Genomic DNA, 24,438 nt, shown 5'->3' with positions numbered 1-24,438 from the left:
ATGGCACGGGAGCGCCGGCCCGCTAGCTCTCGCGGCCACGCGTGCTACCAAAGGGCAGCCAAAAAAACTGCCGGGGAAACGCCATGACCACGACCGATCCGCTCCAGAACATCGAGCGCGCCGAGATCGAGGACACCAGCCTTCTGGCGTTCTATCGCGACATGAACGCGCCGGAGCGCCGGACGTTCTGGGCCTGCGCGGCGGGCTGGGCGCTCGACGGCATGGATTTCATGATCTATCCGCTGGTGATCGGCACCATCATCGCGCTGTGGAAGGTCGATGCCGCCTCGGCCGGCCTTGCCGGCACGGTGACGCTGCTGGCGTCCGCGATCGGCGGCTGGCTCGGCGGCTATCTCTCCGACCATATCGGGCGGGTGCGAACGCTCCAGATCACCATCATCTGGTTCTCGTTCTTCTCGCTGGTCTGCGCGGTCGTGCAAAATTTCGACCAGCTCCTGATCGCGCGTGCCGTGCTCGGCCTCGGCTTCGGCGGCGAGTGGGCCGCAGGTGCCGTGCTCATGGGTGAAGCGATCCGGCCGCAATATCGTGGGCGCGCGGTCGGCTCGGTGCAGTCGGGCTGGGCAGTCGGCTGGGGCCTCGCGGTGCTGTCGCAGGCGATCCTGTTCTCGGTCTTGCCGCCGGAGACGGCATGGCGCTGGATGTTCGTGATCGGCGCGCTGCCGGCACTTCTGGTGTTCTACATCCGCCGCTCGGTCACCGAGCCAGAGATCTCGGCACAGGCCCGCGCCAGGCAGGCTGCGAGCGGCGATCGCCCGGCGCTCTGGGAAATCTTCTCCGGCCCGATCCTGAAGACCACGATCCTGGCCTCGCTGATGGCGACGGGCTGCCAGGGCGGCTACTACGCCGTCACCTTCTGGGTGCCGCAATTCCTGACCAAGGAGCGGCACCTGTCGATCGTCGGCTCGACCGGATACCTGTCGACGCTGATCATCGGCTCCTTCATCGGCTATCTCACGGGAGCCTGGCTCGCCGACCGGATCGGGCGGCGCAATCTGTTCCTGATCTTCTCGATCGGCGCCATCGCGGTGGTGCTGCTTTATACGCAGATGCCGCTCACCAACGAGATCCTGTGGGTGCTCGGTTTCCCGCTCGGCTTCTTCGCCTCGGGCTATTTCTCCGGCGTCGGTGCGTTCCTGACCGAGCTTTATCCAACGCGGCTGCGCGGCTCCGGCCAGGGCTTCTGCTACAATTTCGGCCGCGGCATCGGCGCGCTGTTTCCCTTCCTCGTCGGCGCGCTGTCGGCGACGACATCGCTTGCGAATGCGATCGCGATCTTCGCGGTGGCGGCCTACGCGGTGTTCTTCATCGCCGCCTTTGCGCTGCCGGAGACACGCGGACGTGTGCTGCACGCGCATTAACGGAGAGATGTCGTTCCGGGGCACGCGAAGCGTGAACTGTGGTGCGCAATTGTGCACCTGAGAACCTCGAGCATACGGGTTCGGTGCTGCGCACCGCCCCGGAATGACGGCCCTATAACTATCGTCCCACCTGGTACGGCCCGCCCTTCTCCAGCGCACGCGCATAGGCCGGCCGCGCGTGGATGCGCTCCAAAAAGGCCATCGCCTTGGGATGGCCCTGCTCGAGCCCGCCGCGCGCTTGCGCCGCTTCCAGCGGAAAGCTCATCTGGATGTCGGCTGCGGTAAACTCGTTGCCGGCGAACCACTCGCTTTTGCCGAGCTCGCCTTCCCAGTAATCCATGTGCTGCTTGAGCTGCGGATTGACCAGCGTGGTCAGCGCCTGGTTCGAGACCTTGCGCACCAGCGGACGAAGCAGCGCGGGCGCGCGCTTCGGCATCAGCGTGAACAAAAGCTTCAGCAGCAGCGGCTGCATCGCAGAGCCCTCGGCATAATGCAGCCAATAGGTGAAGCGCAGCCGCTCCGGTGTATCAGGCGGCGGGATCAGCCGGCCGTTGCCGTAGGTCGCGACGAGATATTCGATGATCGCGCCTGATTCGGCGATGGTGTTGCCGTCGTCGGTGATGACAGGCGACTTGCCGAGCGGGTGGATGGCGCGGAGCTCCTTCGGCGCGCGCATGTCCGGCTGGCGCTGGTAGCGCACGATCTCGTAAGGCACGCCCAACTCCTCGAGCAGCCACAGCACGCGCTGCGAGCGGGAATTGTTGAGGTGGTGAACGGTCAGCATCGGTAGATCCCCAAGGCTTAGGCGTGGTGGCTAGGCGTGGTCGGTCGGCGGCGCTGTTCGTGCCAGCCTGGGAACACAATGTCGAGCCGTCCAGGCAGATATTTTCACCCGGGTATATTGACCTCGCAAATTTACCCGGGTATTAAGGCGGATAACATCGTCAATATGGCAATTATTCCAATGCAGAAGATTTTCACCGCCTTCCAAGGGCCGCGCCGCCTGGTATGCGGGCCGGCCGGCGAGGTCGCACTGGTCGTCAAGCGGGTGGCGGCCCGGCCGGACGAGCCGATCATCATCTTCGAGGACGCCACAGGCCGACCGATCGACTTCGATCTGCGCGGCGGCGATCGCGAGGTCTTGGCGCGATTGGCCAAGCTTGTCCCGCCTCCGGTCGAGGAGAGCACGCCACCGAGCGAGCCGCGCGGCCGCGGCCGGCCGAAGCTCGGCGTGGTCGCGCGCGAGGTGACGCTGCTGCCGCGGCACTGGGAGTGGCTCGGCGCGCAAGCAGGCGGCGCCTCGGTCGCGCTGCGCAAGCTGGTCGACGAAGCCAGGCGCGCGAGCGGCGACAAGGATCGCGAGCGGCAGGCACGCGATGCGGCCTATCACTTCATGTCGACCATGGCCGGCAATCTGCCGCAGTTCGAGGAAGCTTCGCGCGCGCTGTTCGCAGATGACCGGCGCCGCTTCACCGCACTGATCGCGGACTGGCCGACCGACATCCGCGACCACATCGTCAAGCTCGCCTACAGCGACCGCGCGTAAGCCGCGCACCGCTCTTCATAACCCCATCGACGGCCGAGCCGCGCGCCCTGCGCGGCAACGGCGTCGCACGCCCTGATGAAAGGCACCCATGTCCGTCGCCACGCCGCTCTGGAAAACGTTCCTGCGCTTTCTCGCGCCATTGATGCTGAGCAACGCGCTTCAATCGCTGTTCGGCACCGTCAGCAACGTCTATCTCGGCCAGATGATCGGCGTCGATGCGCTGGCGGCGGTCTCGGTGTTCTTCCCCGTGATGTTCTTCCTGTTCGCCTTCGTCATGGGCCTCAGCACCGGCGCAACCGTCTTGATCGGTCAGGCCTTCGGCGCGGGCGAGCACGACAAGATCAGAAGCGTTGTCGGCACGACGCTTGCGATCGGCCTGCTGCTGTCCATTTCGGTGGCGTTGATCGGCGGGCTCTTCAGCCGTAAATTGATGATGGCGCTCGCCACGCCAGCGGACATTCTCGCTCCCGCCAGCGCCTATGCGCGGATCATGCTGTTCACCCTGCCGCTCGGCTTCGTCTTCCTGCTGATGACGGCGATGATCCGCGGCCTCGGCGATGCGCTCACGCCGCTGCTGGCCCTGGCGTTGTCGACGGCGATCGGCCTGATCCTGACCCCGATGCTGATCCGCGGATCGTTCGGACTGCCGGCGGCCGGCATCACCAGCCCGGCCTGGGCGGCGGCGATCGCGAACGCACTCACCTTGATCGCACTGGCCGCCTATCTGCGGCGGAAGAAGCACCCGCTCGCGCCCGACGCGGCCCTGCTGCGCCAGCTGCGACTCAACCGCGCCATGCTCGGCAAGATTCTCGGCATCGGATTGCCGAGCGCCGTCGGCATGGTCGTGATGGCGATCGCGGAGCTGGTTCTGCTCGGCCTCGTCAACGGCTTTGGATCGGACGCCACCGCAGCCTATGGCGCCGTCAACCAGGTGATGGGCTACACGCAGTTCACGGCCATGTCGATTTCGATCGCGGTCTCGATCCTGGGCGCACAGGCGGTCGGCAGCGGCAATAGAGACCGGCTCGACGGCATCGTGCGGACCGGCCTCGCTTTCAACTTCGTCCTGACCGGCGGGCTCGTGACACTGATCTATCTCACGCCGCGAGCCATCCTCGGCATCTTCATCACCGACGCCGCCGTGCTCGAACTGGCGAAGGGCCTGCTCGACATCGCCTTGTGGAGCTCGGTGCCGTTCGGCCTCGCCACGGTGTTTTCCGGGGCGATGCGCGCGGCCGGCGTCGCGCTGACGCCGATGCTGCTCTCGATCCTCGCGATCGTTGCGATCGAGCTGCCCGCTGCGATCGTCCTGAGCCGCATCATCGGCCTTCAGGGCGTATGGGCCGCTTATCCCATCGTGTTCTGCGCCATGCTTGTTTTGCAGATGGGCTATTACTTGCTGGTGTGGCGCCAGCGGGCGATCCAGCGCCTGGTCTGATGCCCAGAGTATTATGATCATCATTAAACGGTGGACCTGTGGACCGCCCTGCGCCACAATGGATCAAAGCCAGATCAAAAAGTTAGGTCAGGGAGAATGAGTTTGACCCGCAAAGAGCCGCAATTCCTGTTCGATTTCGGCAGCCCGAACGCCTATCTCAGTCATCTCGCGATTCCCGCGATCGAGCAGCGCATCGGGGTCAAGTTCGAATACGTCCCGATCCTGCTCGGCGGCATCTTCAAGTCGACCAACAACAAGTCGCCGGCCGAAACGCTCGCCGGCGTCAAGAACAAGCGTGAGTTCCTGCAGGTCGAGACCGAGCGCTTCATCAAGCGCTTCAAGGTTAAGCCCTATGTCTGGAATCCGCACTTTCCCGTCAACACGCTGAACCTGATGCGCATGGCGATCGCGGCGCAAGCGGAGGGCGTGTTCGAGAAATACGTCGAGGCCGCTTTCCACCACATGTGGCGCGAGCCGAAGAAGATGGACGATCCTGAAGTCGTCGCGAAGGCGCTGGCGTCCTCGGGGCTCGATGCCCAGAAGCTGTTCGCCCGCGCGCAGGAGCCCGACGTGAAGGGCAAGCTGATCAAGAATACCGAGGAAGCCGTGGCTCGCGGCGCGTTCGGCTCGCCGACTTTCTTCGTCGGCAACGAGATGTTCTTCGGCAAGGAGCAGCTCCGCGAGGTCGAGGAGATGGTGTCGGGAAAGTGAAGCGCGCGAATGGCAAGTAGCGAATAGCGAGTGGAAATCGCGCCTGCTATTCGCTACTCCCTATTCGCCATTCGCCAAGAAAAGAACGGAGCATCCCATGCGTATCCTCGTGGTCGGCGCCGGCGCCATCGGCGGCTATTTTGGTGGCAGGCTGTTGCAGGCCGGCCGCGACGTCACCTTCCTGGTCCGGCCGCGCCGGGCCAGCGAGCTCGCGAGCGCCGGGCTCGTCATCAAGAGCCCCAATGGCGATGTGACCTTGGCGAATCCGCCGACCGTGCAGGCCGACGCGCTCAAGGACAAGTTCGACGTCGTGCTCCTGAGCTGCAAGGCGTTCGATCTCGACGACGCCATCACATCGTTTGCCGCGGCCGTCGGGCCGAACACCGCGATCATCCCGATGCTGAACGGCATGCGCCATCTCGACATCCTCGACGGCAAGTTCGGCAAGGAGCGCGTGCTCGGCGGCCTCTGCGCCATCGCGGCGACCTTGAACGAGAGGCGTGAGGTGGTGCAGCTCCAGCCGATGCAGGCGATCAGTTACGGCGAGCGCGACGGCAAGCTGTCGGATCGCGTCAAGGCGATCGATGACGCCTTCAAGAGCGGCATCACCGGCGCCGCCGCCAGCCAGAACATCATGCAGGACATGTGGGAGAAGTGGGTGTTCCTCTCCTCGCTCGCAGCGTCCACCAGCCTGATGCGGACCTCCGTCGGCAACATCCTCGCAGCGCCCGGCGGCCGGGACTTCCTGCTCGGCATGCTGGATGAGACCAGTGCGATCGCCACTGCGTCGGGCTATCCGCCAGGCGGGCCGTTCTTCGAACGGGTGAAAGGCAATCTCACCGCGGAGGGCTCGCCGATGACGGCCTCGATGTTCCGCGACATCAAGGCCGGCCTGCCGGTCGAAGCCGATCACGTCATCGGCGACCTCATCGCGCGCGCCGACGCCGCCAAGGTGCCGGTGCCGAAGCTGCGCATCGCGTATACGCATTTGAAGGCGTACGAAAAGCAGCGGGCGGAGTAGTGGCCGGCCACACACTCGGTGTGGCGTTTGCGGCAACTATTTCAAATGCGCGAGATAGTGCGAGACGGCGGTGATTTCCTCGTCGCTCATGTGATAGGCGACATCGGCCATCGCGGCGACGCCGCCGCCGACGCGCTGGCCCGCCTTGTAGTCATGCAGCGCCTTGACCAGATATTCCTCGCGTTGACCCGCGAGCCGCGCGACCGCCTTGGTGCCGGCGAAGCTATCGGTGTGACATGAGGCGCAGCGGCGGCCGGCGGCAACTTGCGCGCCCTTCTTCGACAGGTCCGGATCGCCGTCGTCCGCTGCCTTCGGCGGCGTCATCTGGGAGAAATAGGCGCCGAAGCTGCGAATGTCCTCGTTGGTGATCTCCTCGACAATCGGCTTCATCTGGTCGTTCTTGCGCGAGCCGGCGCGGAAGAACACCAGCTGCCACTGGATGAATTGATCGGGCTGCCCGGCCAGCGAGGGGATGTTCTCGGTCTGCGAAATGCCGTTCTCGCCGTGACAGCCGGAGCAGACCGAGGCCTTCTCCTTGATCGCGGAATTATCGGCGGCCTGGGCCGGGATGAAGGCCGGCACTGCGAGCGATAGCGCACCGATAGCGTACGACAAAAACTGACGGCGCATGATGAGGATTCCGATCTATCGAGTCCGTCATTCCGGGGCGTGCGGAGGACGAGCTCCGATGCGCGATTGCGCATCCGAGAATCCATAACCACCAGTCGGGGTTATGGGTTCCGGGCTTGCGCTGGCGCGCGGTCCGGAACGACAGTGAAAGACCTTGTCATGAAAGAGGCTGCGGCCGTCACCCGGTCGCAGCCTCTTCGCAACGTCGCGCTTACTTCTTGCTGTAGCTGATGCGATAGATCGCGCCGGCCCAGTCGTCGGCAACCAGGATCGATCCATCCTTGGCAAGGATGATGTCGTCAGGACGGCCGAGATAACCCTGGTCGCCCTCGATCCAGCCGGAGGCGAACACCTCCTGCTTGGGGTTCTTGCCATCAGGCCCGACGATCACGCGCATGATGCGGCCGCCCTGATATTTGTGCCGATTCCAGGAGCCGTGCTCGGCGATCAGGATGTTGTTCTTGTACTCGGCGGGGAACTGGTCGCCGGTGTAGAACTTCATGCCGAGCGGAGCGACATGGGCGCCGAGATTCAGCACGGGCGGCGTGAACTCGGAGCACTTGTGGCCCATCGCGAACTTGTCGTCCGGCAGATTGCCCTGGTGACAGTAGGGATAGCCGAAATGCTCGCCGATCTTGTTGATCATGTTCAGCTTGTCTGAGGGCAGATCATCGCTGATCCAGTCGCGGGCATTCTCGGTGAACCAGTACTTGCCGGTGCGCGGATCGACGTCGCCGCCGACCGAGTTGCGCACGCCGAGCGCATAGATCTCCGCGTTGCCGGTCTTGGGATCGACGCGCCGGATCTGCGAGACGCTGGTCGGCGGGATGCCGATGTTGAAGGGCGGTCCGAACGGAATGTAGAACCAACCTTCTTTGTCGACCGCGATGTACTTCCAGCCATGCGCGGCGTAGGACGGCATGTCGTCATAGACGACCTTGCCCTCGCCGGGATTGTCGAGCTTGTTCTCGATGTCGTCGTAGCGGATCAATTTGTCGACCGCGATGACGTAGAGCGCGCCGTCCTTGACGGCGAGGCCGGTGGGCATGTTCAGCCCCTTGAGGATGGTCTTGACCTCTTTCTTCCCGCCATTGTCCTTGATGGCATAGACGTTGCCGAGGCCGAACGAGCCGACGAACAGCGTGCCCTTGTCACCCCAGGCCATTTGCCGCGCAGCCAGCACACCGGAGGCATAGACCTCCATCTTGAAGCCCGGCGGCAGCTTGACCTTCTTGATGATGTTGGCGAGCTCGGCGTCGGAAGCGCCGGTCGGCGGGCCGGACGGCGGCGCTAGGCCCTTCTGCGCCTCGGTCTCGTCGCCCAGGAACCAGTCATCCGGCGGATGGGTCCAGAATTCCTTGGTGCCGGATTCGTATTTCTTGAGTGGCTTGCTCTTGTCTTGCGCGCTGGCAGCACTGGTCCCGGCAAGAAGGGCCACGGCTGCAAGCGCCAACACGGATCGATGGAACACCGATGTCATCGCGTCACTCCCCTAAGGCAGCCGTCAGGGCTGCGATTTATTTTATTTTACTAGTCGAGAGGCGAAGTTTTGGGTCCGTCGGGACGACAGACGCAAAAAGGTTAGCACATCTGCGAGCGCTGAGAAGCGCGGCGCACGCACCGCAGTTGCGCCGCATAAAAATTGAGACGGAGTGTCAACAAGCGAACGGCGTGACGACAGCGCTCTCGCTGCAACGCGGAATCAAGGCCGAGAGCCGGAAAACAAAAAACGCGAAAACAACCCCATGCACAGTAGAACGGCGCAGCTCGCGCCGCGCGGGGCGAGCCCCGCAGGCAGTTGACTCGTCGGGCAAAACAGCAATCGCTGTGCTTACCCGGCGACGGGGTAGGGTCCGTCGTCGAACACCATGTCGTGATAGCCTTTCGCGCCGATCTCGCGCGCCAGCCTACTGCGAAAATCGCGGCCCTCGCGCAGGCTGCGCAGCACATGCGCGAAATCATACTCCGGCCGCCAGCCCAGCTCGCGACGCGCGCGTTCGTTGACATAGACACGGTCGATCTCGCGGAACAGGTTCCAGCCCCGCGCCGCATAGAGCTCCGCGCAATCCGGATAGAGCTCACGCACGACACCAGCCGCATCGCGCGCCAGTGCCGCGAGATGACGCGGCTCGAACGGACTGGTGGCCGAGACGATGTAACGGCCAAACCCGATCTTTGCCGCGCGCTCGACGGCGAGCAGATGAGCGCTTACCGCGTCCGCGATATCCAGCCGGCGATAGAGCAGCTCATTGGCCTGCGCGTTGTCCAGCGCGTAAGCCGACCGCATCGCGGGATCATCGTCGTCCTCCGGAAAGAAGCGCGAGGTCCGCAACACGACCACCGGCAGGCCGCGCTCGCGAAAGAACAGCTCGCACAGCGTCTCCGCCATCAATTTGGTGGTGCCGTAGATGTTCTTCGGGACCGGCGGCAGATCCTCGGTGACCCAGACCGCAGCCAGTCCGGCCTCGGGCCGAAGCTGCGAGCCGAACGCGCTGGTGGTGCTGGTGAAGACGAAGCTCTTCACACCGGCCGAAGCCGCCGCCTCGAGCAGATTGAGCGTGCCGGTGACGTTGGTGTCGACGAAGTCCCGCTTGGTGTGAGTCGCCACATGCGGCTTGTGCAGCGTCGCGGTGTGGATCACCGCGGTAACGTCGGCCATCTGGCCCCTCACGAAGCCGGGATCGACGATCGAGCCGACGGCATCGGTGAACGGCGAGGACTTCAGGTCGATCCCGCGCACAGGCGAGCCGCGCCCACGCAGGGTGCGGATGATGGCTTCACCGAGATGGCCGGCGCTGCCGGTGACCAGGATTGTCATTGCGCCCCCAAGACAGCCGCCAGCCGCGTGGAGAACCACGATTCCGTACGGTTTGGCTGGATGCTCTGGGAAAAATTGGAGCGGGCGAAGGGGCTCGAACCCTCGACCCCGACCTTGGCAAGGTCGTGCTCTACCACTGAGCTACACCCGCATCCTGTGTCGGTCGCGTGACGCGCCGGCAACGGCTGTCGTATGCCAAAAGCGGGAGGGGAATGCAACAGCTACCGGCGGCATCAATTGGCATTCGAGGGCGCTATTTGGGCCCCTCCTGCGGCCAAACGGCCCGAAAAGGTCCCGGAACCGCCGAATCGGCCGCGGTGGATTGAAATTCGGCCCATTCGGCCCAATTTAGGAGCCGACAGCAAAGCACAGGAAGCGGCGACGTGCTAAAGAGCCGCCATTCCGGACATCAGACGAGGGGATCCCGTGACGATCATCGACCAGGGTAACGGAGCCGCAAACCCGGCCGCCGCCGATCTGATCAAGGACACCACCACCCAGACCTTCGTGAAGGACGTCATCGAGGAATCGAAGCGCCAGCCGGTGCTGATCGATTTCTGGGCGGAGTGGTGCGGCCCCTGCAAGCAGCTCACCCCCGTGCTGGAAAAGGCGGTCAGGGCGGCCAAGGGCAAGGTCAAGCTGGTCAAGATGAACATCGACCAGCACCCGGCGATTCCGGGCCAGATGGGCATCCAGTCGATCCCCGCCGTGATCGCCTTCGTCAACGGCCAGCCGGCCGACGGCTTCATGGGCGCGGTGCCCGAGAGCCAGCTCAACGCCTTCATCGAGAAGCTGACCAAGGGCGTGACCGCGCCTGGCGAGCCTAATATCGCCGAAATCCTGCAGGAGGCCGAAGCCGTCCTCGCGGAGGGCGACGCCGCGGCTGCCGCGCAGATCTATGCCGAGGTGCTCCAGTACGATTCGACCAACATCGCCGCGCTCGCGGGCCTCGCAAAATGCTACGCCACCTCCGGCGCGATGGAGCAGGCCAAGCAGACGCTGGCCATGGTGCCGGAATCCAAGCGCAACGACCCCGCGGTGAAGGCCGTGCAGACCACGATCGATCTCGCCGAGCAGGCGCAATCGCTCGGGCCGGTCGCGGAGCTGGAACAGAAAGTCGCCGCAAACCCGCTCGATCATCAGGCCCGATTCGACCTGGCGACCGCGCTCAACGCGAAAGGCGACCGCACGGCTGCCACCGCGCAGCTGCTCGAGATCGTCAGGCGCGACCGCAAATGGAACGACGACGGCGCCCGCAAGCAGCTGGTGCAGTTCTTCGAGGCCTGGGGCGGCACGGATGATGCAACCGTCGAGGGACGCAAGCGTTTGTCGACGATCCTGTTTTCGTAAGGCGCGCTGGCAAGGCCAGGGGGACCGGGCAGATGCCGATCAACATCGAATATCGCGGGCCCGCCGACCTCCCGGAGATCATTCCGGTGTTTCCGCTGCCGGGCGCGCTGCTGCTGCCCCGCGGCCAGATGCCGCTCAACATCTTCGAGCCGCGCTACCTTGCGATGGTCGACGACAGCTTCCGCGACGGCCATCGGCTGATCGGCATGATCCAGCCTGACGTCGCGCATTCCCCGAAGGATTCCGACAAGCCGACCCTGTTCCGGGTCGGCTGCGTCGGCCGCATCACCCAGCTCGCCGAATCCGGCGACGGCCGCTACATCCTCGAGCTCACCGGCGTCTCGCGCTTCAAGGTGGTCGAGGAGCTCGAGGTGCTCACGGCCTACCGGCAGTGCAAGGTGGATTTCTTCGCCTACGCCAATGACTTCACCGCGCGCATGGGCGAGGAAGAGGTCGACCGCGAGGCGCTGCTTTCGGTACTCGCGGACTTCCTGAAGGCCAACAATCTCAAGGTCGACTGGGAGGGCGTCGAGAGCGCGCCCAACGAAGCGCTCGTCAATGCGCTGGCGATGATGTCGCCCTATGGCCCCGCGGAGAAGCAGGCCATGCTGGAGGCGCCCGACCTGAAGACCCGCGCCGAGATCCTGATCGCGGTCACCGAGATGGACCTCGCCAAGAAGCGTACCAGCGGCGATCCGCCGCTGCAGTGAGGGACGGCGATTCAGCCTGATCGCATCGCGCCTCAGGCTGCGCAGATGGCCGCTTCGGCCTCCCGCTGCGCCGGTTGCGCGATCCCTAAGGCCTGCATGGGCCGGCTGAAATAATAGCCCTGCGCCTCTGCACAGCCCTCCTCGCGCAGAATGGCCAGCTGCTCCTGGGTTTCGACGCCCTCGGCGGTCGTCGTCTTGCCGAGGCTGACGGCGAATGCAACCACGGCGCGGGCGATCCGATGCGCCTCTTCGCCCTCGCTGGCGAGCTCGCTGACGAAGCTGCGGTCGATCTTGACCTTGTCGAACGGAAATTTCTGCAGGAAGCTGAGCGACGAATAGCCCGTGCCGAAATCGTCGAGGGCAATTCGCACGCCGAGCTCACGCAACTGTTCGAGGGCTGCGAACACCGCTTCGCTGTCATGCATGATGACCGTCTCGGTGATCTCGAGCTCGAGCCTTTGCGGAGCAATCCCCGAGGCCGCGAGGGCGCCGACGATGATGGAGACGAGCTCCTTGCTCCTGAACTGGGCGGGAGACAGGTTGATTGCGATCGTGAGATCGGAAGGCCAGTTGGCGGCTTCAGTGCAGGCCGCCCTCAAGACCCATTCGCCGATAGGCAGGATCAGGCCGGTTTCCTCCGCGAGCGGAATGAACTCGCCAGGAAGGACCAGACCGCGCTCGGGGTGATGCCACCGCAACAACGCCTCATAGCCGCAGATCCGTCCGCTCTCCACGCTCACAAACGGCTGGTAATGGAGCTCGAATTCGCCCCGCGCCAGCGCTTTCCGCATATCTTTTTCCAGGTTGCGCCGGACGTGGATGAGCTGGTCCAGCTCCGGCTCGAAGAAGCGGAATGCGCCGCGTCCGGCGGCCTTCGCCGCGTAGAGAGCGAGATCGGCGCTCTTGAGAATGACATCGGAATCGGCGCCATCGCGGGGCGCAATGGCGATCCCGATGCTGGCTCCCACAGTGACTTGATGGTCGCCGAGGTCAAAGGGTTCGCAGAGCGCCGTCTTGATCCTCTCGGCAAGAGTGGCGGCCTCTTCGGCCGGATTGGTCACGTAGTCAACGACGGCGAACTCGTCGCCGCCGAGCCGGGCGATCAACGTCGTTTCCCTGCTGCACTGGCGCAAGCGCGTCGCCACCGCGCGCAACAGCAAATCGCCCGCCGGATGTCCAAGCGTGTCGTTGACCTCCTTGAAGCGGTCGAGATCGAGCATGAGGACCGCCAGATGGAGGTCTCCATTGCGCGTGATGGCAGAGGCCTGGTCCAAACGCGCCCTCATCAGCACGCGATTTGGCAATTCCGTCAGCGCGTCGTGCTGCGCCATATAGGCGATCTTGGCTTCGGACCGGCGTTGCTCCGTGACATCGAGATGGGTTGCCACCCAGCCGCCGCCGGCCATCGGCTGCCGTGTCACGCAGATCAACCGGCCATCGGCGAACTCGTCGATCCGGCTCGACACCGCATTGACGGGCAGGGCATCGAGCTTCGAGATTTGCTGCTCGGCGGCGGCGGCGCTGGTATCGCCCTTGAGTGTGCCGCTGATGATGCGATGCCTGATGATATCGCTATGCGGCGTTCCCGCGCGCAGCAGCTCCGGCGGCAGACGGTACAAATTGGCGTAACGCTCGTTGCAGATCACGAGCCGCTTCGCGGCATCGAACATGCAAAGGCCCTCGACCATATGGTTGATCGCCGTATCCAGCCTCAGCGTCTGCTCCCGCAATTCGTGCTGCGAATCCTCGAGCTGCTGCCGGGCGTCCGAGAGCTGGCTGATGATCCCCTCGAACTTGGCGGTTCTGCTTGCCAGGCGCCGGTCGGCCAGCACGCCGATCAGGCTCATGCCGAGCACCGACAGCGCGACACCGGCGATCGCAAGCGCGAGCACGGCCGGGGACAACGACAAGGCGCCCGTCGCACGCGTCGGATCCGGCGTGATGTGCACGGCACCCATCGCAGTGAAATGATGCGAGATGATGGCTAGCGTCAGCAGGACTGCCGCCGCGAGCGTTCCCTGGTAGTGCCGATACTTGATCGCGACGGCCAGGGCGGCATAGCCGAAGCACACGCCGAGTGTGATCGAGACCAGCACGAGATCCAGCGACCACGCGACGCGGCCCGGCACTTCAAGGGCCCACATGCCGAGATAGTGCATGCTGGCAATGCCGCCACCGATGATGACGCCGCCTGTCTCCGGGCGCCACCGGCCGGAATCGCCGGCCGCAACGCCGAAGCCCACCGACGTCAGCAGCATTGCGGTCGCCAGCGAAAGCGATGTCAGCACGATGCCGTAGCCGGTCGCGACTCCGGGCTCGTAGGCGAGCATGGCGACGAAATGCGTCGCCCAGATTCCGTATCCGATCGCAGCGCCGGCGATCGCGATCCAGATCAGGCGCGTTCTTGCGCGCGCCGCGATCGCACGGTGGAAAATACTGACCGCGACGATGCTCGCGACGAAGCAGACCAGACCAGCGAGCAGGACCAGCCGCCAATCGTGCTCAACGGTAAGACAGGAGAAAATGCGGAACATCCAGTACCGCTCCATCGTCAATATGGTCGATCGTGGGCCGGCTAAGCGTCCTTTGCGTTAATCCCGTGCAATGTCCGGTTGCATGCTTACCGGCACGTTAATGCTTCGGATTCGATTCGAATTTGCCTGGCATTCCTATGCCTCCTGTCGCAATCCCGCCCAAACTGGGCGAAGGGCGTGCAACAATCGGCAACGAATATCTAGAGGCGATTGCGAATGCGCTTGCGTCCCGTGATCATCGCGCGGATCAGATTCTCGCGCTGGAGAATCCCCATCAGCAGCACGCCGAGCACATGCAGCACGACCAGGACGATGGCCGCGTCTGATGAATAATGGTGGGTGTCTTCGACCCACCAGACGCCGAAGAAGGTGACGGTGACCGACATCGCGCCGGTGACCGCCGAGACGGTGAGCGAGACCAACAGCGCCACCAGCATCAACGTGCCGGCGGGATTGAGTCCAATATAGCGGCCGGTGATGCCGCGGCGCAGATTCCAGAGATAGCCCGGCGCGGCGCGGAGCCGGGCCCTGATCATGCGGAAGCGCGAATAGCGGCTTCCCCAGAAGCCCCAGACGAAGCGGAAGGCGAGAAGGCCGAGCACCGCATAGCCGACGATGCGGTGCAGCCGATCATAGACGGTGGGCGTGAACCACGCGGCCAGGACGCAGGCCGCGAAAGCCCAGTGCCAGAGGCGCAGTGGGAGGTCCCAGACTGCAACCGTCCGCGAAGCGGTTCGGTCCGCGGGGGTCCTGTCGGACGCCCCGCGCGCTTCTGGCATCGCTTCTTCAATCAAGCAAAGACCATCCTCGAGCCCTGCTTTGCGCAGATCAATTCGCGCAGCCGATTTACTTGGCTATTTGCTTGGCTATTTACTTGGCGATCGTGTGCTTCAGGCTGAGATCTTCGGGGCTGTAGAACAGCTCGTAAAGCTTGCCTTCCTTGACGCCATAGACCTCGTAGCACGAGCCTTCGATCTTGGAGCGGCGCACTTCATAGCCGAGCGCCTTGGCCTTGGCTTCGGCCTCGCTGGCCGGCTTCCACGACGCCTTGTCGAGCTTGGTGCAGTCCTTGAAACCATCGGCCATGGCCGCCGACCCCATGCCGATCCCGACCGTCAGTGCAATGGCAACAACACGAATGACCTTCACGAACATCTCCTCCTCTGTCGTGCGCGCTACGCGAGGTGCGAAGCGGAAGTGAAGGAAGCAAAGGGGATGATGAAGTCAATCCGGTACGGGCACGCCGCGCTTTAGATAAGTTCTATTGTTGAGTTTAGACTGGTTCTAACATGGACGAAAACGTGAGCGCGCTCTGAGGAGAATGCGGATTCGGCCGACCAGTGCGGCCTTACGCCTCACGGTCCGGATAAACGGCCGGCCTCACCAGCCGCGTTACGCCGCGCTTCGCATTCCCGGATAATTGTGCTGCAGCCAGTCCGCCCAACGGAGACGTCCGCGCACACCCTGGCTGACGACGAAGCCCATGTCGCGCGCCTTCGCCTCGGACAGGCCGATTGGCAGGATTTTCCGGTGCAGTTGCCTTGCATCCCGGTATTGGCGGGCGAAGGCAACGAGATCGAGAGCTTCGGGGCCACCAATCTCCGCACGCACGCCGCGCTTCCCGTCGAACGCGCAGGTCATGACGTGATCGGCGACATCCGATGTATCGACAGGATTGAACAGCGTGGTTGGCACCGGCCATACCGGGAGCCAAGCGAGGCTCGAGAGCAATTTGTCGAGCAGGTAATAGAACGGCATCGCGCGAACGATGGACCAGGACAAGGCCGAGGCACGCACCAGCTGTTCGCCGGCGAGCTTGACCCGTGCGTAGGGCAGGGTTGCCTGCTCGAGCCCGACGATCGAAACATGCAGAAAATGCCGTGCATCGGCCTCCCTGCAGAGCGACAGCAGCCGCTCCGTTCCCTCGACGTCCACGGCGGAAGGCGATCTGAAGAAATCGATCGGACGAACGCCGCCGCGCCGTGCGATCGGCGAATAGGTCGCCGCATTGATCACCGTATCGACGTCATGCAGGGCGTGCCGCAACCCCGCGCCTGTGGCGAGATCGCCTGTGGCCCATTCGACGTCCGTCCGTAGGCCGGGCGATCGTGCAAACACCCGAACGCGACGTCCGTCGCGAACCAGGCGATCGACGATATCCCGACCGAGATGCCCTGTACCTCCGGTGACGAGCGTCAGCGCCATGATTCAACTCCCGTCGATCTTGCGCGACGGCTCGCCAGTGGGGACGAGCACGGTCTCGCCTGTCGCGACGAGGGTCAACGCATCTTGCTCATCGGCCGCGAACAGTTCGGCGCGGGCGAACACCTGCCTGCGCCCTGCGCGGAGCGTCGTTCCCTTGGCGAGGAAGGAACGACCGATGGCCGGCCTCAGGCAGCTCATCGAGAAATGCGATGCGGTGACCGCGCCCACGAGCGTTGCTGCGGCGAACCCGCAGGCCGTGTCGAGCAGGGCCGCGATCAGGCCGGCGTGGAGATGCCCGGAATACTGGGTGAGCTCGTCGCGCCAATTCATGCGAATGGTCGCCTCGCCCTTGCCGGCCGCAACAACGTCGAAGCCCGCGGCGCGGTTGAACGCCGCGGACGCGTTGACCGCCTCGAGCGCTGGCAGGTCGAATCCGTGCGGCATGCTCATGCGCGGCTCCATCGTGGGGTGCGGCCTTCGAGGTTGCTCCTGACCGCCCCGACATGATTAACGGAGCCGAGCAGCGCCGCCTGTTCGGCAGTCTCCGCGGCGAGACCGGTTGCCACCTGGCAAGTTGCGGACAGTTTGAGCAGCCGCTTGGCGGCACGGATCGCATCAGGGCTGCGGCCAGCAATCTCACGCGCCGTTGCCAGTGCGGCGGCCACGGGATCATCGACGAGCCGCGTTGCAAAGCCGTAGGTAACCGCTTCGTCGGCCGAAAAAACGCGCCCGGTATAGGTCAGCTCACGCACGATATCCTCGCGCGCGAGATGGCGCATCAATTGCGTGCCGCACATGTCCGGCACCAGACCCCATTTCGTCTCGATCACAGCGAGCTTCGTATCGGGCGCGACGTAGCGCAGGTCCGCGCCGAGCGCGAGCTGGAAGCCGCCGCCGAAGGCAATGCCGTGCACCGCTGCGATCACGGGCACCGGCAGCTCGCGCCACAGCCAGACGAGGTGCTGGGCATAATTCGCGACGCCGTGGGTTCGCTGCGTGAGGTCCACGGGCGGAAGCAGCGGCTCGCCTCGCGTCGTCGCGACAAGGCGCTCCAGGTCGAGGCCCGCGCAGAATGCGCGTCCCTCGCCGGAGAGCACGACGGCCCGAATCTCCGGGCTGTCGCGCAGGTCTGCGCCGGCTTCGATGAGCGCCGCGAACATCGCGGGATCGAGCGCATTCATCTTGTCCGGACGGTTCAGGCGGACGTGGGCCACGTCATCCACGACAGTCACACGGACGCGATCAGTCATCGTGCTCCTCCTTTGGCGCGGACCGGCGGCCTCAATATCCGGCGACCGCCAGCGCGACCACGGCCGCGAGAGCCTTCCAGCCGAAGCCGCGTCCGCGCGACCACCACGCGTTGGCGACGGCCGCAAAGCCGTAGACGGCGACGATGGTCGCAACGATCCAGTGCCGTGCGCTGTCCGATCCCAACATCGGCGCCGCAAGCAGCAGCACGCCGCCGCCGATCCAGGCGACCGTCCCGGCCTGCCAGACCAGGCGGATCAGCATGCGCAGGCTTTCCGGGGTGATGGTCGCCCTGGCGAACACCTTGGTTTCGCCCAGCACGCCATGGATCAGGGCGACCACGATTCCCGCGACGCCGGCACATTGCAGCAGCAGATCACACATCGGAAGACCTCGCCTCCTCCATCCATACAGTGCTGTATGGAGAGATAGGCGCTGGTCGGCGTCCTGTCAATACACTAGTGTATGGTCAAATCTCGGGAACCCGACATGACCGACCAGCTTTCCGCCGACGACTGGATCAAGGCAGGCCTCAAGGCGCTCGCCAGCAGCGGCTTCACCGCGCTCAAGGCCGATCCCCTGGCAAAGGCCATGGGAGTGTCGCGCGGCAGCTTCTACTGGCATTTCGCTGATCTCGGCGCGTTCCACGCCGCCGTGTTGAGGCGCTGGCGCGAGATCGCGGCGGAGCAGATCATCGCCGACGTCGAGGCCGCCGGCGACGAGCCGTTGAAGGCGCTGCTGCGCAGGACGTTCGGCGCGCGGCTCGATCTCGAACGCGCGGTGCGCAACTGGGCGGCCTTCGATGCGGCGGCACAGGGTGCCGTGCGCGCGATCGACCGCCGCAGGCTCGACTATATCGAAGGGCTGCTGACGAAACGCGGGCTCGGGGCGGCGACGGCGCAGGCCCGCGCACAGATTCTCTATTGGACGTTTCTCGGCTTCGCGCTTTCGGGCGCGCCGGTGCCGGCGGCACGGCTGCAGCCCATGCTCGACGAGGTCTTAACGATGGTCTCCGCTTGAGCCCGCGATGGGCGGTGGCGAATTTCTGTGCTAGAGGCAGCCGAACGCCGGAGACCAAAATGAATACGCCCACCGAACGTCCCGAAGCCAGCGTCGATCCCAAATTGCTGGAGATTCTCGTCTGCCCGCTGACCAAGGGCCCGCTGGAGTTCGATTCCGCCAAGCAGGAGCTGATCTCGCGCAGCGCCAAGCTCGCCTATCCGATCCGCGACGGCATCCCGATCATGCTGCCGGAAGAGGCGCGGAAGATCGATTGAGTTTCTCGTGGTCCGGATGGAGCGCAGCGCAATCCGGGAATCCTTGCGCTGACGGTGCAGCGACCGCGGATTGCGCTGCGCTCCATCCGGGCTACGAAAATCCTACAACGCCTCGCCCTTCAACAGCCGTGGCACCTCGCCCGTGAGCCCGGCGGCCTGGCGGATAAAGAGGTTCTTCAGCGGCGGGGCGCGGTCGACGAGTCCGAGGCCGATGTCGCGGACGGTGCGCAGCAGCGTCGACTGGTTCGAGAACAGGAAGTTCAGCGAGTTGGTGGCAACGCCCATTGCCATGGTGTCGAAGCGGCGCCAGCGCTGGTAGCGCTCAAGCACGTCGGTCCCGCCGAGATCCATGCCGAGCCGCGCCGCATCGACGACGACTTCGGCCAAAGCCGCGACATCCTTCAAGCCCATGTTGAGGCCCTGGCCCGCGATGGGGTGGATGACATGGGCGGCATCGCCGACCAGCGCGAGGCGGGTGGCGATGAAGGAGCGCGCGACGAAATAGGACAGCGGAAACGCGCGCGGCTTGTCGAGCGCCTTGACCTCGCCGAGATGCAGGCCGAAGCGCTGCTCGAGCTCAGCGTGAAATTCCTCGTCGCTGAGCGCAACGATGCGCGCGGCCTCGGCCCGGCGCTCGGTCCACACCAGCGAGGAGCGCTTGCCGGAGAGCGGCAGGATCGCGAAGGGACCAGCCGGCAAGAAATGCTCCTCGGCGCGGCCCTCATGATCGCGCTCGTGGCCGACCGTGACGACGATGCCGGATTGATCGTACTCCCAGCCATGGGTCGCGATGCCCGCGCGCTCGCGCAGCTTTGAGCGCGCGCCATCGGCGGCAACCAGAAGACTGGCGGCGATCACGCTGCCGTCGCCCAGCGTCACGTCGATGCCTTCGGGCCGCGCATCGTAGGACGCCACGGTGGTGGCACGGAGATCAATGCCCTCGGCTTCCGCTCGCGCCGTCAGCGCATCGATCAGCCGGCGGTTCTCGACCATATGCGCAAAGGGCTCGCCCGGCGCGACGTCGCCCGCGAAATTGAGGAAGACCAGACGGGTAGCGTCCTCCAGCTTGGAGTCAGTGACGACCATGTCGAGGATCGGCTGCGCCTCGGCCCTGACGTCGTCCCAGGCGCCGATCACCTCGAACAGGCGGCGGCAGGCGGCCACGATCGCGGTCGCGCGGGGGTCGCGGCTTGGCCGCGTGCCGAGCGCGGGATCGGCGACGATGACGGGGATCTCGGGGCCGAGCCCCTGGCGTAACGCCAAGGCCAGCGCTAGGCCGGCAAACGCGCCGCCGCCAATGACAATGCTTCCCTGTACCGACATACCCAAATTCCCGGTCAATTCTCGGTCTTGCTAGCAGACTTGAGCTGGGCGAAACAGTGCGGTGAAACAAGGGCGGCGAGCCCTTCGTTCCCGTCATTCCGGGGCGCGCAATGCGCGAGCCCGGAATATCGAGGTTATCAGCTCGGGATTCCGGGTTCATCGCTGGCGCGATGTCCCGGAATGACGAGACAATTGAAAGCACCCGATGTCCAAGAGCCTGATCGACCTCATTTCGATCCTCGACCTCGAACAGCTCGAGGTGAACCTGTTCCGCGGCAACAGCCCGAAGACGAGCTGGCAGCGCGTGTTCGGCGGCCAGGTGATCGGGCAGGCGATGGTCGCGGCCTGCCGCACCGTCGAGGGGCGGCTGCCGCATTCGCTGCATTGCTATTTCATCCTGCCCGGCGATCCGCAGATCCCGATCATCTACCAGGTCGAACGTCTGCGCGACGGCAAGAGCTATTCGACCCGCCGGGTCACCGCGATCCAGCACGGCAACGCGATCTTCTCGATCATGGTCTCGTTCCATGCCGAGGAGGAAAGCGCCTTCGATCACCAGGACAAGATGCCCGACGTGCCGCCGCCGGAGAAGCTCACGGCAGAGGAGGTGGCGAAGCAGCCGATGTTCAAGGAGATGCCGGAGTTCATCCGCCGCTATTATGAATCGGACCGGCCGATCGAGCTGCGTCCGGTCGAACTCGGCCGCTATTTCGGCCAGAAGATCGACGACGGCCGCATCCATGTCTGGATCAAGACCGCCGCGAAGCTGCCTGACGACCCGGCGCTGCACATGTGCGCGCTCGCCTATGCCTCGGACTTCTCGCTGCTGGATGCGATCATGGCGCGCTATGGCCGCACGCTGTTCGACAAGCGCATGATGCCGGCGAGCCTCGATCACGCCATGTGGTTTCACCGCCCGTTCCGCGCCGACGAATGGCTGCTCTACGCCCAGGATTCGCCGAATGCGCGCGGCGGCCGCGGCTTGACCCGCGGCTCGATCTTCAAGCCCGACGGCACATTGGTCGCCTCCGTTGCGCAGGAAGGCTCCGTGCGCGAGCGCAAGGGATGATCACCTCGAACGCGAGGTCTCGCGTTCGAGGCTTTTGAGCTCATGCACCAAGAGACCCGCGCGGAGCGAGCTCGGTCTGCGACGCGAACCAGTTCATGATCCAGCGATACACCCACGGAATCGGGATGATCAGGCTGCTCAGGATCGCAGCGACAATGCCGCGCCAGAGGATGTCGAGGCCGGAGCCCTTGAACACGATCTCGCGCCGCGTGCCCTCGATGCTGCGGCAGAACCAGCGCATCTGGGCTGCGGCGACCCAGGCCCAGCCGATGATGGTGATGATGGAAATCGCAAACAGCAAATTCCAGCCGATATAGGCCCAGACCGAGCCGGTGAAGCTCAAGCCCAGCGGCTGCCCGTTGGAGGCGAGGTTGGCGATCATCCATTTGACCAGCAGCCAGTAGAGCACGATCTGGACGATGAACAGCAGATTGCTCAGCAGCTGGCTGCCGACGAAACCGATCGCGATCGCCAGAACGATGAAGCCGAAGAACCATGGCACCAGCGTCATCGCGGTGCCGGTGAAGCTGAGATTCGGCCGTCCGGGGACCTTCACGCAAGGCACGATCCAGTTCAGGTACCAGACGAACAGCCACGGCACCGGGATGATGAAGCACGAGCCGATCACGAAGACGAGCGTGCGCCAGGTGAACTCGAGGATGCCGAAATCGACGGCCAGCGATCCGCCGCCGGCGTCACCAGCATAACCACGGGAGCCCATCATCGGCGGGCCGCCCGCCGGGATCATCGGCGGCGCGCCGCCGCCCCCGACCAGGCCGGGGATTTCGGCGGCCTTCTGCCAGCCGGCCGTGCCCTCGGTCCACACCAGCGTATCCGGGCGCACCACACCCTGGGCAACGAGGTCGCGGAATTGCCCTTCCGGAAAGGGCCCCTGCTGCTTGCCCTCGGATGCGTAGAACCAACTCGCCATGAAGCGTCCCCTCAAAATACTTATGTACCGCTCGGCCGGCCCGGGTTCACCGTATCCATGCCAAAAATGCATTGTGAATGATGAACGGTTGCCCTGTACAGAGGCGGCCGTTCACATGACCGCCCTTGGCCAAACGTTTTTGCGCTTCAATCTGCAAGTTTTTTGTGCCATTTGCCCGGAAAGATGCCAGATTGACGCAGCGCCGGGGACATACGGCGCGGCGCATCCCGGGGAATAGGCCTGACCATGAAACTCGTCGTCGCGATCATCAAACCCTTCAAGCTCGATGAGGTCCGCCAGGCCCTGACGGCGATCGGCGTCCACGGCATGACTGTGACCGAGGTGAAGGGTTATGGCCGGCAGAAGGGCCATACCGAGATCTATCGCGGCGCCGAATATGTCGTGAACTTCCTGCCCAAGCTGCGCATCGAGATCGCGGTGGCCTCCGACATCGCCGACAAGGCCGTCGGTGTGATCACGGCCTCCGCCCGCACCGGGCAGATCGGCGACGGCAAGATCTTCGTCACGCCGATCGACCACGCGCTGCGCATCCGCACCGGCGAAACCGACAGCGACGCGCTCTAACAAAAACTCATTTTTCGATCGCACCAGCAACGACGCTAGCTTGTGCGACGCCAATTGATGCCGGGGGGAACGATATGGCGGGATTGTTGCGCCGCGCAGCTGCCATGGCTGCGCCGATCGGAATTGCGTTGGTCATGGCCGCGCCGGCGCAAGCCGCGACAAGTGAGATCAACGCCGCCGATACCGCCTGGATGATCGTCGCCACCGCGCTGGTGCTGATGATGACGATCCCGGGCCTCGCGCTGTTCTATTCCGGCATGGTGCGCAAGAAGAACGTGCTCGCCACCATGGCGCAGAGCCTCGCCGCGGTCGCGCTGATCTCCATCCTCTGGGTCGCGTTCGGCTATTCGCTGTGCTTCGTCGGCGATGGCCCGTGGATCGGCACGCTCGACCGCTGGTTTCTCGCCGGCATGACCATGGACAGCGTCAATCCGGCGGCGAAGACCATCCCCGAAGCGCTGTTCATGCTGTACCAGATGACGTTTGCCATCATCACGGTGGCGCTGGTCGCGGGCTCGGTCGCCGACCGGATGCGGTTCTCCGCCTATCTCCTGTTCTCCGTGGCCTGGTTCATCTTCGTCTACATTCCGCTGGCGCATTGGGTGTGGGGCGGCGGCTTTCTCAACAGCATGGGCGTGCTGGATTTCGCCGGCGGCCTCGTGGTGCACCTGTCGGCCGGCACCTCCGGCCTCATTGCGGCGAAGGTGATGGGGCGTCGCCAAGGCTACGGCTCCGAAAATCTCTCGCCGTTCGATCTGTCGCTCGCGGTGATGGGCACCGGCTTGCTGTGGGTCGGCTGGTTCGGCTTCAACGGCGGCTCGGCCGGCGCGGCCAATTCACGCGCGGTGATGGCGATCATCGCCACGCATCTTGCGGCCTGCTCAGGCGCGTTGACCTGGGGTGCGATCGAATGGTCGACGCGGCGCAAGCCCTCCGTGCTCGGCATGATCTCCGGCGCGGTGGCCGGGCTTGGCACCATCACGCCGGCCTCCGGCTTCGTGGTGCCCTGGCACGGCATCGTCATCGGCATCGTCGCCGGTGCGGTCTGCTATTGGGCCTGCACCTGGCTGAAGCACCGCTTCAACTATGACGATTCGCTCGACGTGTTCGGCGTCCACGGCATCGGCGGCCTGACCGGGACCCTGCTCGCCGGCGTGTTCGCAACCAGCGCCATCGGCGGCACCGCCGGCCTGTTCGAGGGCCATCCGCAGCAGATGCTGATCCAGTTGTACGGGATCGCCGTCACCTTCGTCTGGTCGGCCGGCGTGAGCTTCGTCCTGCTCAAGCTGGTCGGCCTGTTCGTGCCGCTGCGTGTATCCCGTGAGCACGAGCTCGAAGGGCTGGATATTTCGCAGCACGGCGAAGCCTTGCAATAAAGCTGACGCTACGTAATTACCTTTTTGCTGCCCGACACATGAGCAACATTGTGTCGGCAGCCTGTCTTGCACTCCATTTGAGCAGGCATGACCACGTTTTGGGCGCGACGGAATAGCGCACCGCACTGCAATACCCGCCAAACGCGAAAACCCCCGTTTTCATAGTCCATTAGGCAACGCGCCCGATCTGGCACGGCATTTGATTCTATGGGTCCGGCTGTGCCCGCGTAGTGAACTTCTCCCTCGTGGCGAACCAGTCGAGAACGCCCGGCCATGTCCGGACCGGG

25 protein-coding genes and 1 tRNA gene are annotated in these 24,438 nt (G+C 64.5%); 12 read left to right on the top strand and 14 right to left on the bottom strand.

The window, feature by feature from the left end; genetic code table 11:
- Nucleotides 1-83: 83 nt before the first annotated feature.
- Nucleotides 84-1,379, top strand: a complete 1,296-nt coding sequence (locus tag RPS27_RS14665; protein ID WP_194405312.1) for an MFS transporter — start codon at nucleotides 84-86, stop codon at nucleotides 1,377-1,379.
- A 118-nt stretch (nucleotides 1,380-1,497) separates the two neighbouring features.
- Here the strand turns inward: RPS27_RS14665 and RPS27_RS14660 are convergent, their stop codons facing one another.
- The gene (locus RPS27_RS14660) at nucleotides 1,498-2,163 is read right to left on the bottom strand and encodes a glutathione S-transferase family protein (RefSeq protein ID WP_212064682.1); all 666 of its coding nucleotides are present in this window, start codon (nucleotides 2,161-2,163) and stop codon (nucleotides 1,498-1,500) included.
- A gap of 165 nt (nucleotides 2,164-2,328) precedes the next feature.
- On the opposite strand from RPS27_RS14660, the gene RPS27_RS14655 reads away from it, so the two are divergent.
- From RPS27_RS14655 to panE, 4 genes are all read left to right on the top strand, one after another.
- Nucleotides 2,329-2,925 carry a DUF2239 family protein gene (locus RPS27_RS14655; protein WP_212064683.1) on the top strand — a complete coding sequence of 199 codons (597 nt, stop codon included), beginning with the start codon at nucleotides 2,329-2,331 and terminating at the stop codon, nucleotides 2,923-2,925.
- An 88-nt stretch (nucleotides 2,926-3,013) separates the two neighbouring features.
- Nucleotides 3,014-4,363: an MATE family efflux transporter gene (locus tag RPS27_RS14650; protein ID WP_212064684.1), complete on the top strand. Its 1,350-nt coding sequence runs from the start codon at nucleotides 3,014-3,016 to the stop codon at nucleotides 4,361-4,363.
- Nucleotides 4,364-4,459: 96 nt separating this feature from the next.
- Nucleotides 4,460-5,074 carry a 2-hydroxychromene-2-carboxylate isomerase gene (locus RPS27_RS14645; protein WP_212064685.1) on the top strand — a complete coding sequence of 205 codons (615 nt, stop codon included), beginning with the start codon at nucleotides 4,460-4,462 and terminating at the stop codon, nucleotides 5,072-5,074.
- A gap of 97 nt (nucleotides 5,075-5,171) precedes the next feature.
- Entirely contained in the window at nucleotides 5,172-6,095 is a 924-nt protein-coding gene (gene panE, locus RPS27_RS14640; RefSeq protein ID WP_212064686.1) for a 2-dehydropantoate 2-reductase, read from the top strand.
- Between the two features lie 36 nt (nucleotides 6,096-6,131).
- Here panE and RPS27_RS14635 read toward each other — a convergent pair whose 3' ends face one another.
- The 4 genes from RPS27_RS14635 to RPS27_RS14620 form a co-directional block, all read right to left on the bottom strand.
- Nucleotides 6,132-6,725, bottom strand: a complete 594-nt coding sequence (locus RPS27_RS14635) for a c-type cytochrome (RefSeq protein ID WP_212064687.1) — start codon at nucleotides 6,723-6,725, stop codon at nucleotides 6,132-6,134.
- 211 nt (nucleotides 6,726-6,936) lie between these two features.
- Nucleotides 6,937-8,205, bottom strand: a complete 1,269-nt coding sequence (locus RPS27_RS14630; protein ID WP_194405305.1) for a PQQ-dependent sugar dehydrogenase — start codon at nucleotides 8,203-8,205, stop codon at nucleotides 6,937-6,939.
- Nucleotides 8,206-8,556: 351 nt separating this feature from the next.
- Nucleotides 8,557-9,543, bottom strand: a complete 987-nt coding sequence (locus tag RPS27_RS14625; RefSeq protein WP_212064688.1) for an NAD(P)-dependent oxidoreductase — start codon at nucleotides 9,541-9,543, stop codon at nucleotides 8,557-8,559.
- Nucleotides 9,544-9,619: 76 nt separating this feature from the next.
- Nucleotides 9,620-9,694: transfer RNA gene (locus tag RPS27_RS14620), tRNA-Gly, on the bottom strand.
- A 275-nt stretch (nucleotides 9,695-9,969) separates the two neighbouring features.
- On the opposite strand from RPS27_RS14620, the gene trxA reads away from it, so the two are divergent.
- Nucleotides 9,970-10,893 carry a thioredoxin gene (gene trxA, locus RPS27_RS14615; protein ID WP_194405303.1) on the top strand — a complete coding sequence of 308 codons (924 nt, stop codon included), beginning with the start codon at nucleotides 9,970-9,972 and terminating at the stop codon, nucleotides 10,891-10,893.
- 32 nt (nucleotides 10,894-10,925) lie between these two features.
- On the top strand, nucleotides 10,926-11,603 hold the full coding sequence (locus tag RPS27_RS14610) for an LON peptidase substrate-binding domain-containing protein (RefSeq protein ID WP_194405302.1): 678 nt from the start codon (nucleotides 10,926-10,928) through the stop codon (nucleotides 11,601-11,603).
- Nucleotides 11,604-11,635: 32 nt separating this feature from the next.
- Here RPS27_RS14610 and RPS27_RS14605 read toward each other — a convergent pair whose 3' ends face one another.
- The 7 genes from RPS27_RS14605 to RPS27_RS14575 form a co-directional block, all read right to left on the bottom strand.
- Complete coding sequence (locus RPS27_RS14605) at nucleotides 11,636-14,137, bottom strand: EAL domain-containing protein (protein ID WP_212064689.1); 2,502 nt, start codon at nucleotides 14,135-14,137, stop codon at nucleotides 11,636-11,638.
- A 200-nt stretch (nucleotides 14,138-14,337) separates the two neighbouring features.
- Nucleotides 14,338-14,931, bottom strand: coding sequence for a cytochrome b/b6 domain-containing protein (locus tag RPS27_RS14600; RefSeq protein WP_212064691.1), 594 nt, complete (start codon nucleotides 14,929-14,931; stop codon nucleotides 14,338-14,340).
- 76 nt (nucleotides 14,932-15,007) lie between these two features.
- On the bottom strand, nucleotides 15,008-15,286 hold the full coding sequence (locus RPS27_RS14595; protein WP_063198686.1) for a PepSY domain-containing protein: 279 nt from the start codon (nucleotides 15,284-15,286) through the stop codon (nucleotides 15,008-15,010).
- Nucleotides 15,287-15,529: 243 nt separating this feature from the next.
- Nucleotides 15,530-16,342, bottom strand: coding sequence for an SDR family oxidoreductase (locus RPS27_RS14590; RefSeq protein ID WP_313754087.1), 813 nt, complete (start codon nucleotides 16,340-16,342; stop codon nucleotides 15,530-15,532).
- Nucleotides 16,343-16,345: 3 nt separating this feature from the next.
- A complete protein-coding gene (locus RPS27_RS14585; protein ID WP_212064696.1) occupies nucleotides 16,346-16,792 on the bottom strand; it encodes a PaaI family thioesterase in 447 nt (148 codons plus the stop codon).
- A complete protein-coding gene (locus RPS27_RS14580; protein ID WP_212064697.1) occupies nucleotides 16,789-17,592 on the bottom strand; it encodes a crotonase/enoyl-CoA hydratase family protein in 804 nt (267 codons plus the stop codon). The genes RPS27_RS14585 and RPS27_RS14580 overlap by 4 nt, the downstream gene beginning before the upstream one ends.
- A gap of 31 nt (nucleotides 17,593-17,623) precedes the next feature.
- Nucleotides 17,624-17,974, bottom strand: a complete 351-nt coding sequence (locus RPS27_RS14575; protein WP_313754086.1) for a hypothetical protein — start codon at nucleotides 17,972-17,974, stop codon at nucleotides 17,624-17,626.
- A gap of 105 nt (nucleotides 17,975-18,079) precedes the next feature.
- On the opposite strand from RPS27_RS14575, the gene RPS27_RS14570 reads away from it, so the two are divergent.
- Nucleotides 18,080-18,610 (top strand): TetR/AcrR family transcriptional regulator, encoded by a 531-nt coding sequence (locus tag RPS27_RS14570; RefSeq protein ID WP_212064698.1) that lies wholly within the window; start codon nucleotides 18,080-18,082, stop codon nucleotides 18,608-18,610.
- A 59-nt stretch (nucleotides 18,611-18,669) separates the two neighbouring features.
- Nucleotides 18,670-18,867 (top strand): Trm112 family protein, encoded by a 198-nt coding sequence (locus RPS27_RS14565; RefSeq protein ID WP_194405294.1) that lies wholly within the window; start codon nucleotides 18,670-18,672, stop codon nucleotides 18,865-18,867.
- A 102-nt stretch (nucleotides 18,868-18,969) separates the two neighbouring features.
- On the opposite strand, the gene RPS27_RS14560 is transcribed toward RPS27_RS14565, so the two are convergent.
- The gene (locus RPS27_RS14560; protein WP_212064699.1) at nucleotides 18,970-20,190 is read right to left on the bottom strand and encodes a ubiquinone biosynthesis hydroxylase; all 1,221 of its coding nucleotides are present in this window, start codon (nucleotides 20,188-20,190) and stop codon (nucleotides 18,970-18,972) included.
- A gap of 205 nt (nucleotides 20,191-20,395) precedes the next feature.
- On the opposite strand from RPS27_RS14560, the gene tesB reads away from it, so the two are divergent.
- On the top strand, nucleotides 20,396-21,259 hold the full coding sequence (gene tesB, locus RPS27_RS14555) for an acyl-CoA thioesterase II (protein WP_194405292.1): 864 nt from the start codon (nucleotides 20,396-20,398) through the stop codon (nucleotides 21,257-21,259).
- Between the two features lie 40 nt (nucleotides 21,260-21,299).
- Here the strand turns inward: tesB and RPS27_RS14550 are convergent, their stop codons facing one another.
- Nucleotides 21,300-22,190 (bottom strand): DUF4339 domain-containing protein, encoded by an 891-nt coding sequence (locus RPS27_RS14550; RefSeq protein WP_313754085.1) that lies wholly within the window; start codon nucleotides 22,188-22,190, stop codon nucleotides 21,300-21,302.
- 246 nt (nucleotides 22,191-22,436) lie between these two features.
- On the opposite strand from RPS27_RS14550, the gene RPS27_RS14545 reads away from it, so the two are divergent.
- Together RPS27_RS14545 and RPS27_RS14540 are read left to right on the top strand one after the other, a co-directional pair.
- Nucleotides 22,437-22,775 (top strand): P-II family nitrogen regulator, encoded by a 339-nt coding sequence (locus RPS27_RS14545; protein ID WP_027535359.1) that lies wholly within the window; start codon nucleotides 22,437-22,439, stop codon nucleotides 22,773-22,775.
- A 74-nt stretch (nucleotides 22,776-22,849) separates the two neighbouring features.
- Nucleotides 22,850-24,151 (top strand): ammonium transporter, encoded by a 1,302-nt coding sequence (locus RPS27_RS14540; RefSeq protein WP_212064700.1) that lies wholly within the window; start codon nucleotides 22,850-22,852, stop codon nucleotides 24,149-24,151.
- Nucleotides 24,152-24,438 lie beyond the last annotated feature (287 nt).

The organism is Bradyrhizobium sp. WYCCWR 12699 (genome assembly GCF_032144035.1).
Lineage (GTDB): Bacteria > Pseudomonadota > Alphaproteobacteria > Rhizobiales > Xanthobacteraceae > Bradyrhizobium.
This window is presented reverse-complemented; position numbering and strand designations above follow the sequence as displayed.